At 73.8% G+C, this 15,618-nt stretch carries 3 protein-coding genes; all 3 read left to right on the plus strand.

Annotated features, from left to right (window positions below):
• Positions 1 to 3 precede the first annotated feature (3 nt).
• From ACWCO8_RS06630 to ACWCO8_RS06640, 3 genes are read left to right on the plus strand one after another with little or no spacing between them, the layout of a single operon-like run.
• A complete protein-coding gene (locus tag ACWCO8_RS06630) occupies positions 4 to 13,686 on the plus strand; it encodes a WXG100-like domain-containing protein (RefSeq protein ID WP_451031247.1) in 13,683 nt (4,560 codons plus the stop codon).
• Positions 13,683 to 14,270: a type VII secretion system-associated protein gene (locus ACWCO8_RS06635; RefSeq protein ID WP_451031248.1), complete on the plus strand. Its 588-nt coding sequence runs from the start codon at positions 13,683 to 13,685 to the stop codon at positions 14,268 to 14,270. Before ACWCO8_RS06630 ends, ACWCO8_RS06635 begins: the two co-directional genes overlap by 4 nt.
• Positions 14,267 to 15,370: a ricin-type beta-trefoil lectin domain protein gene (locus ACWCO8_RS06640; RefSeq protein WP_451031249.1), complete on the plus strand. Its 1,104-nt coding sequence runs from the start codon at positions 14,267 to 14,269 to the stop codon at positions 15,368 to 15,370. The genes ACWCO8_RS06635 and ACWCO8_RS06640 overlap by 4 nt, the downstream gene beginning before the upstream one ends.
• Positions 15,371 to 15,618: the final 248 nt, after the last annotated feature.

The raw sequence follows: 15,618 nt of genomic DNA on the forward strand, positions 1-15,618 counted from the left end.
CCCATGCCGATCCAAGCGTCGCCGGCTGTCAACAACCTGCTGTTCGCGCTCGTCGGGGAGCGTCTCCCGCAGGCGGACGAGGACAAGGCCTACCAGAGCCGACTCGCGTACGAGCGGATGGCCAGGTCATTCCGGGAGCTCTCGGACGTCATCGAGGGCTCCGTCGTCGGCGTGGGCCGCGCCCTGCCGCCGCAGGTCGGACCGCGCTACGTCCGGGCGATGAACCTGTTCGTCGACGACAACGGCACCAATGTGCTGCGGGACTTCGCCGACCAGCTCGACCGGATCGCGGACGGCCGGACCCAGACCTCGATGGACATCACCGAGGCCAAGTGGCAGATCATCGCCGAGGTCGTGCGCCTGGCCATCGAGCTGGCCGTCACCGCGATCCTGGCGTTCTTCAGCGGCGGCGCCTCCGCCGGCCGGGCGGCCGTGGCACGCGCCCAGAGCCGGGTCGTCATCCTCACCATCCTGGACCAGCTCCTCAGCCGGACCCGGCTCATGCCGACCCTGACGTCGGCCTTCGAAGAGGCGTTCATGACCTTCGTGGTCCGCCTCGCGATGATGGTCGCGGGCCCCGACGGACGGCGCCCCGACTCCTTCGACTGGCACCAGATCGGCCAGGACGCGGCCTTCGGCGCGCTCGTCGGCATCTTCTCCGAGCTCTTCAGCAACGCCACCCGGAACATCGACGACTACTTCGACCGGCGGTTCTTCAACGACAACGTGCGCCGAAACGACGACGACCTGGACGACATCACGAGCCATGTCGACCGTGACGTCGACGGCCCGCGCAACAGCACCGACGGTCCGGGCCCTGGCCCCCGCCCCGACCGCGACCTGGACCGACTCCCGGACCCGGACCCGGACCGAGTCCCGAACCCGGACCGGAACGCGCACCGCGACAACGGCCCGGACGGCGGCGGCATCGGGGAGCCGACCGAGTTCGTCACCGAGGCCCTGGCCGAGGTGCTCGCCGAACTTCTGATGACCGGCCTCATGCACGGCAGTTGGGCCTTCAACTGGGACACCTTCTACGGCTCCCTGATCAGCAACAAGACGGGGGAGATGCTGGAGGCCGGTGCGGAGGGGATCGGCACGACCCTGGCCGAGATACGCCAGGCCAACACGGCGACGACCCAACAGCGGGACGGCGACCGCCCTCGGACGAGCAGCAGCGACAGCGACAGCGACGTCGTGACCCCGGGCACGGACGCGGACACGGACACGGATGCGTACGCGGACCGAGGCAGGGACACGGAGGCCGGCGGGCGACCGGGCGCGGAGACCGGGGGCGGCGCCGGCGGCCGTCCTCGTACGGTGTCGGTGTCGGACCCGGACCCAAGCGGTACGGACAGCAACGGCACGGTCTCCCGCGACCTGGAGGAGCCGGCCCGTGGCGTCCTGACCGAGAGCGGGGGTGCCGACGTCGAGGAGGAACTGACGGCGGGGCAGGAGCAGGGGGCCGCCGCCCCGACGGCGGCCCCGGCCGCGACGATCCCGGCCACCAGCTCCACCACGGGCCCCACCGGATCCAGCGCCGTGGACGGCCATCAGGTCGACACGACGGAGGACGCAGCCGGCGAAGAGGCGTCCGTCCATCAGCCGGACGAGGTCGCCCCCGCTCCCGCGCCCCTCCCCAACCCCGTCACGAGCGGTGGCCCGGTCCCGTCCCCCGCCGGGCGGACGCCCGAACACGAGCTGTGGCAGCGGCTGTCGAACGCCCCGGCCAACGAACACCGCGCGATCCTGGACGAGATCGCGGCACGCAGGAACGGCACCGTGCCGTCGGCCGAGGAGATCGCTCAGCGCGCCCGCGTCGGCGCGTACCTCAAGGACGTCCCCGGCGTCACGGTCGTCGTCGACGACGCGGCCAACTTCGGCCACCAGGCGGCCGCCACCATGCTGATCGCCTCCCTCGACGAGCTCGGCTACGAGGGCCCCATCCGCGTCATCGCAGAACCGGCCGTCAGAGACCGGTTGAGGCTGCTCGTCCCGGCCGAGTCCTGGGACCGGATCACCTGGGTCTTCGACAGCTTCGAACCGGGGAGGGAGAACCCGGTCAAGCGGGAGCGGACCGATCACCTGGTGCTCCTCGCCGCCAGCGACCGCATCGACCCGGACGGTACGACCCCGGGCGAGTTCCTGGACTTCGCCGGTGCCGACCAGGCCATCGTCCTCCAGCCCTACGCCTGGCCCCTGGGCGCCCGCATGGTGCTGAGCCGGTCCGGCGCTGACGGTACGACGACGGTCACCGACCTGGGAACCCTGCTGGACGTCACGGGCGAGGGTGCCGCCGAGGGCGAGTCCGAGGGCCACCGACCGGTCGGGCGCTCCGGCCTCTACCGCTTCCACGTGCCCGAACTCACCCCGGCCGAGCTGGAAACGCTCATCCACCGGACGATGGAGCCCGAGGACGGCCCGACGCGACGCGGCACGAACCTGCGCGCCCTCGTACGGGCCGTGACGGCCCCGGAGCCCGGCACCGACGGCGACGGCAGCGGCGATGGCGACGGTCGGACCCCGGCAGCCACCGCCCCCGTCGACCTGATGCCCGCCTACGGAATGCACAACCTCTCCCCCGCCGCCGGCTCCGGCACCCTGGGCACCCTCGCCGAGGGCATCCACGCCTCCGCCCCCGAACGCCCCTCGGTGATCCTCGCCCTGGGCCGGGCCACCGTGGAAGGCGCACCCCGGCACACCGCGCCCTGGCTCTCGTACGCGAGTCTCGACGGCGAGGACCTCACCCAGCGACTCGCCACCATGGCGCCGGGCGATGTCCTGGTCCTGGAGGCGGGCAACCTGGCGCAGGACGTGTTCCGTCAGATGTACCGCCTCGGCAGCCTGCCAGCTGTCCTGGAGGGCGCGAACACCGCCAACCTGGCCCAGTTGCTGGGCCGCCCGTACTTCTCCGTCCTCACCAAGCACACCCCGTACGACCGCTTCGACGAGCCGGCCGCGAACATCCTCTCCGAGGTCACGACCGTCCTCGGGATGCGCACCCAGTGGGGTCGCAACGTCCCCGACGCCCTGCTCGAAGCCCTCGACCGCCAGCGGACCGCGCTCAAGCTGCTCGACGGCGGACTTCCCTCCGCCCCCGGGACGACGGACGGGACGGTCGTGGTGACCGTGGACGAGGTCCAGCGCCTCGTCACCGCGCTCGAGTCCGACGACGCGGCGGACCGCATCGAAGCGATCCTCGGCCCGAACCACCCCGACGCCGCGAACATCAGCCGGATGGTGCGGTACTCGGGCTGGACGTCGGATGCCGACGCGAAGAAGTGGGAGGCGGTCCGGGCGCGGATCGGCCCGCAGGAGAAGGCCGCCCTGCGGGCAGCCGTCGAGGAGGTGCGCCTGCGGAACCTGGACAAGCTGCGGGACGCCACCAAGCAGTACTCGGTAGCCCCCGTACCGCAACAGGTGCAGGTCGTCGCAGACGCCCTCCGGCAGGCCAGGACTCCCGGCACACAGCTGCACACCTACTTCGACGGCCTGGCCCAGCGGGCCCGGGACCCGCGCAACGACCAGGTGCTCCAGGCGCTCGACGTCGCCCGGGCGGAGGCTCCGCTGCCGCTGCGGACGGTCTCCGCCGACCTCGATGTCCAGCCGAACGACGACCCGTACATCCGTGGCCTGCGGACCCCGATCACCCCCACGACGAACCCGAACACGGGCACACCCCCGTCCCCGACGGACACCTCACAGGAGCCCGACGCCCCCGCACCCATCGCCACGGTGTCGATCGGTGTCGACGCACCGGCGAACCCGTCCCCCACCCCCGCACAACCGGTGACCGAGGACGCCGGCGGCGACAGCGACATGGACATGGACGACATGGACATGGGCGACTTCGACGGGGACGTCTTCGACCTTCTGGGCGGGCCCACATCGGAAAGCCCCGCGCCTCCGGCCGTGGCGCAGGAGCCCGTCTCCATCCCCGTCCCGCCGCCGCGCACGCCCCTGCGCATCGTGGTCACACGTCCGGCGTCGGACCCGGTCGAAGCCGGCCCGTCCCCCACAGGCAACGCCCCGACCTCCCCGGCGCCGCTCCTCCTTCGCAGCCACACCGTCGACAACGGCAAGGTCACGGAGGTGAGCGTGCCGGACACCCGGGTCAGCCACCAGACGCTCCCGGGAGACGTCGGTGTCGCCTCGTACCTCCCGCCGGACTGGAGCCAGCGAGAACCGCGATCCGGCCAGGTCACCGGCGCCGACACCTACACCGATCTGCGACCCGGTACCCATCCCGGTACGGGCACGCTCGTCGGGGCCCGCAAGCCGGTCGCCTGGCAACCCGGCAAGGCGAGCTTCTTCGCCGCGCACGGCACGCCCACCCAGATCACGCTCGCCCTCGACGACGGCCAGGTGATCAAGGTGTCGGGGCGGGAACTGGGCCGCTTCCTGGCCCGGCAGCCCGGTCTCGGCGCGCCCGACCGGCCGCTCGTCCTGGTGTCCTGCTCCACCGGGCAACGGCCCGACCACGGCGGTCTTTCCGCGGCCCAGCACGTCGCCAACGTCACCGGCCGCAGGGTGTACGCCCCGACCACCGACACCGGGACGGCCCTGGACAGCGCGGACGGCATCCGGTCCGTCCTCCACCTGGACAGGGACGGCACCCCGGGGCAGTGGGCCGTCTTCACCCCGGAACCCAGCGGGGCCGAACTCGACGCCCTCGCGACGGCCGCCGGGCTGGGGACCGACGGGGAAGTCACCGCCTTCGACCAGGCGTTCACCCTCCAGTTCGTCCGTACGCTGAGGGACACCTTCGGCCCGAACGCCGAGCAGGGTACGGACGGTCCCGAGCTCCTGCGTGGTCTGGCCGCGCTGAACTCCCTGCGCTGGAACACCCCGCTCCAGGCACCCGGACCGGCCTTCACCGACTCCCGGATGAGCGCCGGCCTGCTGGACCGCATCACCCGTTCCGTGCTGGGCACCCGCCCTTCCGACACCCCGTCGCCCGACGACTTCCGCGCCGTGCTCGCGGCCGCGCACGCGACCCGTACGGCCGACCCGGGGGCGCGCGTCGAGCAGCTCGCCGCGCGTCTGCCCTCCCCCGCCGCCCCTCCCCCGCCCACCGCGACGCCCACCCCCTCGGCGCCGACGCCGTCCGACGCTCCCGCCGAATCCCCCGCGTCGGGCCTGCTGACGGACGGCCGGCTCATCGAGCGGCAGGGCGGCCGGTACGAAGTCCTCCGTACCCACGCGGACGGCAACTGCCTGTTCCACGCGGTACGGCACGGTCTGCAGAGGGTCCGGCCGGACGGGCTCGGCAGCCAGGTGAGCATCCACCGGCTGCGGAACCTGGTGGCCGACGCCTTCCACGACGGCCCCATGACCCAGCAGCTCAACCAGGGCGACCCGGTGGACACGGTCCTCGCGGAGCTGAACGCCGACGCCCTGAGCCTGCACCTGGGCATCCCGGTCCCCGCCCTGACCGACCAGGAGCGGCAGGTCGTCGACGCGCTTCCCCAGGCCCAGCGGGCCGCCCGCAGGGCGCGCTACCAGGCCGAGGCCCTGCGCCCCTTGCTCGCACAGCAGCTGTCCGTCACCAACCGGAACACCGAGGCCCTCTGGCGAGCCGTCGTCGCCCGACGCTTCCCGGCCTGGGGGCCCGCCGCGCCCTCGCTCGCGGACATCCGGAGGATGACGACCTCCGACCTGGTCGAGGCGGCGATCCGGGACATCCGCATGTGGAACACCCCCTTCTTCGACGCGGCACCGGAGGCCGTCGGCCGGGCGCTGGGCATCGAACTGGTCCTCGTCCAGGACCGCGCTCCGGACCGTGCCGTCGGCGCGCCCGGCGGAACCCGACTGCACGTGCACTACAACGGCTTCAACCACTATTCGGCGGTCGACGTCCACGGAAACCCGGGGAACCTCCCGTCGGCGGGAACGTCGGGCGGTGGTACGTCGTCGGGTGGCGGTACGTCGTCCGGTGGCGGTACGTCGTCGGGCGCCAAGGCCCCGGCCGCCAAGCCCATCCCGCCCGTCCCTTCCGCCCCTTCGGCCTCCGCCGCGCCCTCCGGCGGCGCTACGAAGCCGAAGGTGCACTTCGCCCTCCCCCATCCCGCCCTCGCCCACCCCCTCGGCGGCGACGACGGTGACAGCGACAGTGACAGCGGTTCCGACAGCGGCTCCGACAGCGGAGACAGTGACACTGACAGGGGAACTGACGACGGTGGTGACGGCGGCGGAACGGGTCCCGACCCGGCTGCCTTCGAGCCCGTCGAGGCGGCCCTCGAACTCCACCGGCCCCCGCGTCTGGACCGCTCGATGGTGCCGCCCCCCGCCCCGGCCGGTCCGGTGACCTTCACCGACGGCTCCCGTCTGCCCTCGTACCTCAGCGGTGACGAGACCTCCTACGGTCACAGCGCGGTCCGCCTGCGCGGAATCGACGCCGTCGCCACCGAGATCGGCGACCGCACCCACATACCCGACGAGACCCGGGCGCACTTGGAAAGCGCCCTGCGGCTGCGCCCCCGTACGTTCGACGGCGAGGGGTACGCCTCCCCCCCCTTCACGGACGACACCGGCCGGGTCCGTGTGCTGCACGTGCGCACCCGCCCGCACGGAGTCTGGGAGCGCTTCACCGACGTCCACGGCAACCCCGTGAGGATCGACGAGGCCCAGCGCAGCCAGGTCACGACCGGCCCGACCCGCTCCGTCACCCAGAGCACCTCGGTGTCCGGCTCCCTGCCGCTCGGGCCTCCGTCCGGCCACGCCGGGTTCGGCCGGATCGGCGGCTCCCTCGGCTACGCCAAGGGGTTCGACTACAACCTCCAGAACCAGACCCTGAGTCAGGTCGAGACCCGTATGTGGGACGGCTCCCATCTGCACCTGGACGACGTCCAGTACGAGGTCTGGTTCACCGGCGACCCGCAGGGGCCCGCGCGGGGGGCCGCGCACGCCCTGAACCCGGGCCAGAGTCATTTCACGTTCGGCGTGCACTCCGGTGTGTCCGTACGCCTCTCCGACAGCGAGACCGGGCCCGCCACCCCCGGCAGCGCCCCGCGCCACATGAAGCTGGGCGCCGAGAACGACTACCGGCTCGTCCACACCGAGGGCTACGGCCCGGTCGGGGGCATCCGGGAGTGGGCCCTGCGGCGGGTCGGCGCCCGGCACGGCAGTGCCGCCCACGCCGAGGTCTCGTCGTTCTTCACCACGGAGAACTTCCACCGGATGGCGGACCGGTTGGCCCGTGGCCCGGTCGCGGGGCGCCAGTTGCTCGGCGAGGACGCGCGGCGCTCGCCGGTCGGCGCGTTCGTCGTGGAGCGGGTCGAGCCCGGCGAGGCCGTGCTGCTCAGCGAGACGGCGGCCGGCGAACTGCGCAACACCATCGTCCAGACCGTGAAGGCCGAGCGGAGCCTCTCCAAGACGTACACGCAGGAGCTGAACGCCGCCGCCGGTCCCAGCTTCGACCTGTTGGGGGGCGCGCCGGCCCCGATCACCCTGCGCGGGGTGCTGGGAGCGGTCGGCCGCTACGTCCGATCCGCCACCTACGGCGGGGTGTTCGGCGGTTCGGGCGGCCGGCGCATCGCGGGCCGGGCGAAGAAGGTGCCGACGGCGCTCTACCTGGTGAAGAAGACCGTGTACGTCCGGGCCACCGGCGACGCCGAGCCGACCGCCTTCGAGACGTGGAGCCTGGACCGGATGACCCGGACCGAGGCCCGTCGGCACGCGGGCTGGGACGACGCGACGACGCTGCGGGCCCGGAACGCCAACCCGCCCTTCGCGCCCGCCTATCTGACGCCCGACGCACCGGCCGTGCTCGGCATGAGCCGCCCCGAGGTGTTCACCCACGCCGACGGCCGGCGCATCGCCGACCCCACGCGCCCGGCTCCGGACGCAGACCCGGACCCGGACCCTGACGCGAAACCGGGCCCGGACGCGGAACCGGGACCTGAGCCGGAGCCGGCGGCCGCCGCCGGCCCGCGTGGCCCGGGGCGCACCCTCCTGGAGGAGTTCACCGACCAGGTGATCCGGGCGGCGGCGCGTCGCCATCCCGACATGATCGCCCCGCTGGAGGAGCTGGACCCCACCTCGCGGCGGTGGAGCGACCCCGAGCGCTACCGGCTTGCCCTGCACAACACCCTGACCGTGATCGACCAGTTGTCGCACCACAGCATGGCGGGCAACCTGGAGACGATCACCACCACCGGCCTCCGGATCGATCTGACCGGACCGGGCCGGTTCGGCCGTTCCCACCGCCACATCTGGATCGACGGCACCCTCGCCAACCGGCGCTACGAGGGAACCCAGAACGACCTCATCCACCGCTCCGGCATGCCCGGCACGGACCGTCTGGACGGCTCGCGTTCGGCGAGCCACAACGTGGAGGGAGGGTTCGAGGCGCGCCTGGGCGGCGGTTCGGCCCAGGAGGACCCGGGCGATGCGGCCTGGCACGCCGTCTCGGTGTCCGCCGGTCCTCGATGGGGCCGGCAGAAGTCCCGCAAGACCACCTACGGGGCAGCGGCCTCCTTCGAGGGCGTCGTCGCCGGCGCCGCCCCCTCCCACCTCCACCGTTACGACCTCGAACTGCGGGCGTCCAGCGGCGGTATCTGGCGCCCCCGCAACCTTCTGCGCGGCCTGCCCACGCTCGGCCTGCTCGGCACCCGTCTGTTCGTCGTCGGGGAGCCGGAACGCGATCTGGTCGGCGGGCGGGCCGGGCCGCCCGTGCGGGGGCGCGTGCTGCTCTCCGTACCCGACGAGCACACCCCGAAGAGCGACCCCCACGGTGCGCCGCGCGGCGGGACGGCCGGGCCGCGGCCGGGCACGCTCGTCAGCGACGAGCGGCTCGGCGGGGAGCAGGCCAGGCGCCTTGCGACGGGTGACACCCGGGGAGCCGCGACCGGGCACGCCATGCCGTTCGGGGACCACCCGGTCCAGACGCTCGGGGTCGGCGGGCACAGGGAGCTGGCCTCGGCGGTCGAGGACGTGATGTCCCGGACGTCCGGCAACTCCTGGCACTTCACCCGTACCGGGGCTCCCGCGCACGACGCCATGCTGCGTCCCTTCCAACCCCCATATCTGGCGGCCGAGTTCGACCAGACCTCCGGTACGAGCGGCTCCCGGATCGGCGGCCTGTTCGGCAAGGGTCCGTACCTCAACCGGATCGGTGCCCTGGTGCACCGCACGCGGGTCGTCGACCCGAAGGTCGTCTCGCCGCCGGTCAAGCTGGAGACCGAGCTGGTCATCGGCAACGACCTCCAGTCCGGCGGCGCGGTCACCACGACCCGGACCTTCACCGTCGCGGGCGGTGCCTCCTACTCCCACCCGCACCAGGCCGGGCCCTCTCTGGTCGGCAGTTACGGCGTGACGGGGCGGTGGGGCCGCTCCCGCGCCACCACGCACAGCGTCACCCGTACGGTGACCAGCGAGGTCGACCGGGACGACGAGGGGCACGTGGTCCTCGTCTCCGGGGACACCGAGCACGACGTGCTCGGCGAGTCCCACGCCGGCGGTGTGCTCGCCCCCGCCCACGGTCTGGCGACCGCGCTGCGCACGAGCTGGGCCGGGCGGCGGCTGCGGTTCGCCGCCGACTGGCTCGGCCATCTGCCGGAGAAGGCCGCGCACGAACTGCGGCTGATCCGCGACCGGATGGGCGAGGTGCCGCGCTACACCAGCCGCCTCTGGAGCCAGCCGGCCTGGTTCCGCGCCAACCCGTTCGGCTCGTACCCGGTCAACAACCTGGACGCGAGCGAGGTGTTGGCCGACTTCGACCGGGAGCTGCGCCGCCTCGGGGTCGACGACGCGAGCCGCGACCGGGTGCACGCCATGGTCACCCCGCGCGCGCTGAAGGCCCTGCGCGAGGAGATGACGGGCGCCGGGGCCGGGGCCCGTACCCGGATCGGCGGCTGGGGCTGGCGCTCGGTCCGGGTCGGCGCCCGTACCGCCGCGCTTAAGGTCGAACTCATCGCGGGAGAGCCGGAGTTCGACCGGCTCGACCACAGCGTCACCTTCTGGGACACCCGCACCGCGACCGAGACGGTCGAGGACGCGGTCACCACGGCCCGGACGAAGGGCGCCGGCATCTCCGTCACCCAGTCGGTCCGTACCGGGGACGGCAAGGTCCCCGGCTCGGGACCGTCCTACGGAGAGTCCGGCAGCAGCACCCAGTCGGCGGCGACCTCCAAGGCGTCCACCCGCATGAAGTCGTACACCTTCGTGCCGAACGAGCCACACGCCGACTACCTCACGCCCTACCGGCTGAGGCTGACGCTGGATCTCGGGGACGGCACCACCGTCGCCACGGCCGTCGGCGACGTCGGACGGCTGCGCGAGCAGGTCCCGCTCAGCCTTACGGTGCCCTCCCCCGCCGCTACCCCTGGTTCCGACGCTCCGGCCGCCCCGGACCCGTTGGGCCCGCCCACCCTGGACGACGGCCCGCCCACCGCCACCGTGTGGGGCCGGGGGCAGGTCACCGAGGAGCGGATCGCCGCCTGGCGTAACGCCGGTGGTGCGGGAGGGAGCGACGGCAGCGGCAGCGGCAGCGGCAGCGGCAGCGGCAGCGGAGGGAACGGCGCGGGAAGCCCGTTCGAGATGCCCGTGAACGGCTTCCACGTGCGCCGGGTCACCGACCTCGGGACGCTCCGCGACGGCGCCGACCTCGCCGTCGCCCTGGCCTACGGCGCCCTGGCGGTCGGCGCGTCGCGGAACCCCCGGACGCTCACCGGGAATCCGCTCACCGCCGCGTTGCGCAGGGCCCGCCGCACCAACCTGACGCGGCCCGGCACGGCCTCGGCCTCCGCCCTGCACGACGGCATGAGCAACGCCGCCCTGTCCGCGTTCTTCCGCGACAGCAGCGGCCCGGGCGGGCACGCCGTGCCCGGGCTGAGCGAGAACACCTTCGCGGGCGGTTCCCAGGGCGACTTCCGGCTCTTCGCCCGTCCGCACCTGGCCGGTGCCCAGCTGCTCACCGTCGTCCCGGACAGCATGGTGGAGAGCGCCGAGCGGCAGACCGACGTGGAGGACGTCTCCGCCGGCCGCGGGGGCGCCCAGGAATCGACCCTCGGCGGCCAGGCCACCGTAGGCGCCGGGTCGGCGGGCAGCACCGTCCCGGGCCTCACCGGCGCGGTCGTGGGCTCCGGCGACACGGCGACGGCGAAGCACACCGGTGCCGAGGGCGCCCAGTTGAACGTCAAGCCGAAGGGCGGCCGTTCCTTCCTCTTCGCGGTCCCCACCGACTGGCTGGGCGTCGCCGAGGTGGAGCGGAGCTTCAAGGACACCAAGGTCGGCAGCTGGCTGGGCCGTGCCCTCGGCCCGCTGGGTTACGTCAAGCCCGGCCCGCAGGCCGTGGAGACCAGCGGGCACGTCCTGGCCTGGGTCCGCGAGGACGTGGCCCGCGCCCACGGCCTGATCACGGACGCGAACTACCCTCAGCAGGTCGCCGACGCCTGGACCGACACCGGGCGGGCCGGCAGCGCCTGGGCGGACGCCGACCGCGCGTACTGGACGGCCCGCCGCGCCATGCCCGAACTGCGCGAGCGCCACGCCGAGGCCCGCAGGGCGGTCACCGCCGCCAAGTGCCGGCTGTGGAGCGCCCTGGCCGCCGACGAGCCCTCGCCGCAGGAGACGGCCGACGCGCGCGTCGCGGTCCGGGCCGCCCTGGACGCGCTGCGGCAGGCCCGGCACGCCTCCGACGCCGGCTACCTGTCCTTGCGGACCAAGCAGGACGCGGCGGTCGCGGCGGCCGAGGAGTTCCACACCGTACGGGCGGCCACGGACCGCCTGACCCGCTGGCACCGCCTGCCCGAGGAGCAGCCCGCCACGGGCCCGCAGCCCACCACCACCACCACCACCACCACCACCACCGCGTCCTCCGGTGGAGCCGACGGGACGGTCGCAGACGGGGCAGCCGGGGACGGGACTGCCAGGGAAGGAGCGATCGGAGATGGGACGGTCGGGGACGGGTCGGCCGAGGACGGAACGGTTGGGGACGGCACGGTCGGTTCGCCGCCGCGACGGGCGGGGCTCGTCGAGCCGCCCGCCCCGGTCTTCACGCCGCCGGGCGCCGCCAAGCCCCCCGTCGTCCAGCCCGCGTACCGCCTCCGGCGCGGCCGCCGCGGCGGGCCCGACCTCATCACCTCCCCCGAGGGCGCGAGTCATGCGTTGTCCCCGGCGACCGACGCCGACCAACCCGGCGACGGCGAGGGTTTCTACGTCGCGTTGGCCGAGGGCCTCCGGGTCAGCGGCGCCGCACGGCCCGAGGAGCTGCCCACCGACTCCCGCGCCGAACTCGCCCGACTCCTGCGTCACCGGTTCGCGGACTCGCTCGAAGGGCCGGACGCGCTGAACGACCCCGTGGTCGCGGAGCTGCTCGAGTTCACGGCACCGGACAGCACGGACAGCTTCGAGGAGCGGGAACTCACCGCGAGCGACGTCGACCTGGACGGCGCGGGTTCGGCGCGGCGGCACGAGTTCCAGGACTCCGGCGGCAGGCTCCCGCTCCACGAGGAGTTCACCGCCGAACAGCGTGCCGCCCTGGCCGCCGCGCAGCTGCGCCGACCGGGCACGGCCGACGCGAGGCGGGGCTGGGACACGGGCGCCGCCGACCTGCTGCCGACCCTGGCGGCCCGGTCGTTCGGCGTCACCGTGGTCGTCGTCCGTGAGGACCTGACGTTCCAGGACTTCGCACCGCCGGCGGACCACGACACGGGCGAGCGGGTCACGCTGTACCTCGGCGGCGGCCGCTATCGCGCCGCCGTCGACCCGAACGCGTACGACCGGCTCTCCCCCCTCGTCCACCGGGCCCAGGACCCGTCGGCCCACGCGCCCGAAGACGACTCCGAGTCCGAGACCGCCGTCCCTGTGGCGCCGGTCGTCCCGGCGCCGCGCACCGCGCACGTCCGGGCTCCGTGGAACGCCCCACGCGGTGCCGCGGACTGGCGCCGGGACCCGGACCTTCCGGGCACCCTCACCGCCCCGGACGGCACCACGTCCGACCTGGTCGAGCCGAGCGGCGACGGCAACGGCTTCTGGGACGCCCTGACCGGGCGCCCGGGGGCCCCGGAGGAGACGGCCTCCCGGCTGAGCCGGACGACGTTGCCCCCGGACGTCGACATCGACCCGGAAGCGGTCTTCACCGGTGCCGAACTCACCGGCGCGGGCATCCGACTGGACCGGGCGCAGTCCCGCGCGTTCAGGGACATCGGCGACCGGCTCCCCGCCGACCTGCGGCTCACCCAGCGCCAGCGGCACCGGCTGGTCCGGGCGCAGTTGCTGGCGGGCCGGCAATGGAACGAGGAGACCACGGACCTCGCGGCGCAGACGGCCGCGATCGCGCACATGGCCCGGATCACCGTGGTTGACGAGACGGGCGCCGCGAGGACCTTCGAGCCGCCCGGCGCGAGCGCGCTCCCGAATCTGCCCACACTCACCGTGTTCCGGCGCGGCCGGGAGTTCCTGGGGCTCCGCCCCCGCCCGACGCACGTCCCGCCACCACCTCCGCCACCCCTGCCTCCGGAGGCGGACCCCGGCTGGCGGCTGGCGGCCTTCCGCACCCGGGAGGTCACCCGTGACGACGTCCTCGGTCTCGCCTACGGACACGGGGCGCAGGCTTCGTGGGACCTCGACCCCACGCTGCCCCTGAAGATCGCAGATCTGTTCCTCTCCGACGACGACGCGCGCACCCTGTACGAGCGCCTGAACCCCCTTCCACCCTCCGCTTCGGAAAGCAGCCCCGCATGAGCGACGCCGCCCCGCCCCCGGTCCAGGACGACGTCCGCGAGGCCGCCCGACTCGCTCCCGACCACTGGCTCGGCATGGTCGACCCCGGCTGGCGCGGCGAGGGCGCTCCGCCGCGCTGGGCGCTGGTGGGCGAATGGCGTTCCGCACCCGACGGCGAGGTGGCCGAGTGGCAGGCCAACGAGGAGTACCGGCCCTCGCCGCAGGCCCTCGGCTGGCCGGCCCCGACCGACCCGGTGGACGAGGCCGTCCAGTTGGCCGTGACGGGCTACGGCGGGTGGGAGGACGCGGTCCGTGCCCTGGCCGCCGCCGATGTCTCCGTACTGCTCACCCCCGACGGCGAGCCGCTGCTGCCCGCGGGCCCCGACGGCCGTCCGACCGTGCCGGTGTTCACCGCCGATCCGCACCAGCCGTTCGCCGGAGTCCTGACCCACCGGAGCCTGCCCGCCGCGGAACTGGCCCGTTCCCTCGCCGCCGAGGGCGCGTTGCTCGCCGTCAATCCGGCCGGACCTGCCCGGCTGACCGTTCCCGCGCAGGACGTCGTGTCCGCCGCTCCCGTCCCGTCGACCCCTGGAGCCTCCTCATGACCACCTCGGCATCCGCGGCCGCGCAGCCGCACGAAGAAGAAGCGCAGGCCCCCGAGGAGTCCGCCGGGACGCCGACCGCCGCCCTTGCGGCCCCGGACCTGGACGCGTCCCTGGACACGTCCCTGGAGACGTCCTTGGACCCGTCCTTGGACACGGACGCGGACTCCGCCGAAGCCGAGGTGCGGACGAACACCGAGACCGGCGCGGACGCGGACACACATTCGGATACGGAAACAGAAGCGGCTGCGGCCGCGGCTGCGGCTGCCGACGCGGAGGCGGAGGCCGAGCCCGACCCCCGCCGTCCCAGGAAGAGCATGCTGGCCGCCGCGGCCCTGGCCGGACTGGTCCTGCTGGGCGTGCCCTTCCTTGTCAGCACGAACACGGACGACGACGCGAAGCCCGGTAAGGCCGCCGAAGCCGCCGGTACGACGCTGGGCGAAGGGCAGGAGGGAGCCTCGGGCGAGTTCGGCTCGGCGGCCCCGAGCCACTCGTCGTCGCCCGCCCCTGGTGGGGGTACGGAATCCGGCAAGGAGAGCGCGTCTCCGACGCCGAGCGGCTCCCAGGGGGCGAGGCCTGGTCCGGCCACCGACAGCGCTGTTCCGGTCGACCCGCCGACCGGCGCGAACCGGCCGGCACCGTCTCGCTCCGCCGCCCCCCAGCCGAAGCCCGCCAAGCCCGTCCAGGTCGCCCCGGCAGCCTCACCCACCCCGGCGGTGAAGACGTACCAGATCTCCGGTCACGCCTCCGGGCGCTGCATCGCCGTGTCAGGCGGCAAGAGCACCGACGGGGCACCCCTGGTCCTGGCCGACTGCAATGGTTCGTCCGCGCAGCGCTGGCAGTTCATGTCCGACGGCACGCTCCGGTCGATGGGCAAGTGCATGGACCTCGCGTGGGGCGAGACGTACAACGGCACCCAGGTCCAACTGGCCCGCTGCAACGGTGGCCAGGCCCAGAAGTTCCGCGTCAACACCTCCCACGATCTGGTCACCCCGAACGGCAAGTGCGTGGACGTCAAGGACATGGGCACGGCGGCCGGCACCCGTCTCCAGCTCTGGGAGTGCGGCGGCACGGACAACCAGAAGTGGAGCACGCGTACTTGACCCGTCGGGGCGGGTGCGGGCAGGCCCCGATCCCGGGGGGAGTTGGTACCGGGACCTGCCCGTGTGCGCCGGGTCAGGGAACCCGGGAACGCGCACCACGGTGGACTACGGACGGGGGCGGGGGCAGGTTCAACCCCGCCGGGGCGTACTCTCCGGCCCGACTCGGCGTCCAGGCCGGTTCGGATCGGTTCAGGTCGGTTCAGGACGGTTCAGGCCGCTCACCGTCCGCTGAGTGGGACCCAGCCCCA

It is taken from the genome of Streptomyces sp. NPDC001927, assembly GCF_053594455.1.

Bases quoted from the DNA above. Each gene is read 5' to 3' on its own strand.
- ACWCO8_RS06640 (WP_451031249.1), top strand. From the start codon at position 14,267: ATGACCACCTCGGCATCCGCGGCCGCGCAGCCGCACGAAGAAGAAGCG.
- ACWCO8_RS06635 (WP_451031248.1), top strand. From the start codon at position 13,683: ATGAGCGACGCCGCCCCGCCCCCGGTCCAGGACGACGTCCGCGAGGCC.
- ACWCO8_RS06630 (WP_451031247.1), top strand. From the start codon at position 4: ATGCCGATCCAAGCGTCGCCGGCTGTCAACAACCTGCTGTTCGCGCTC.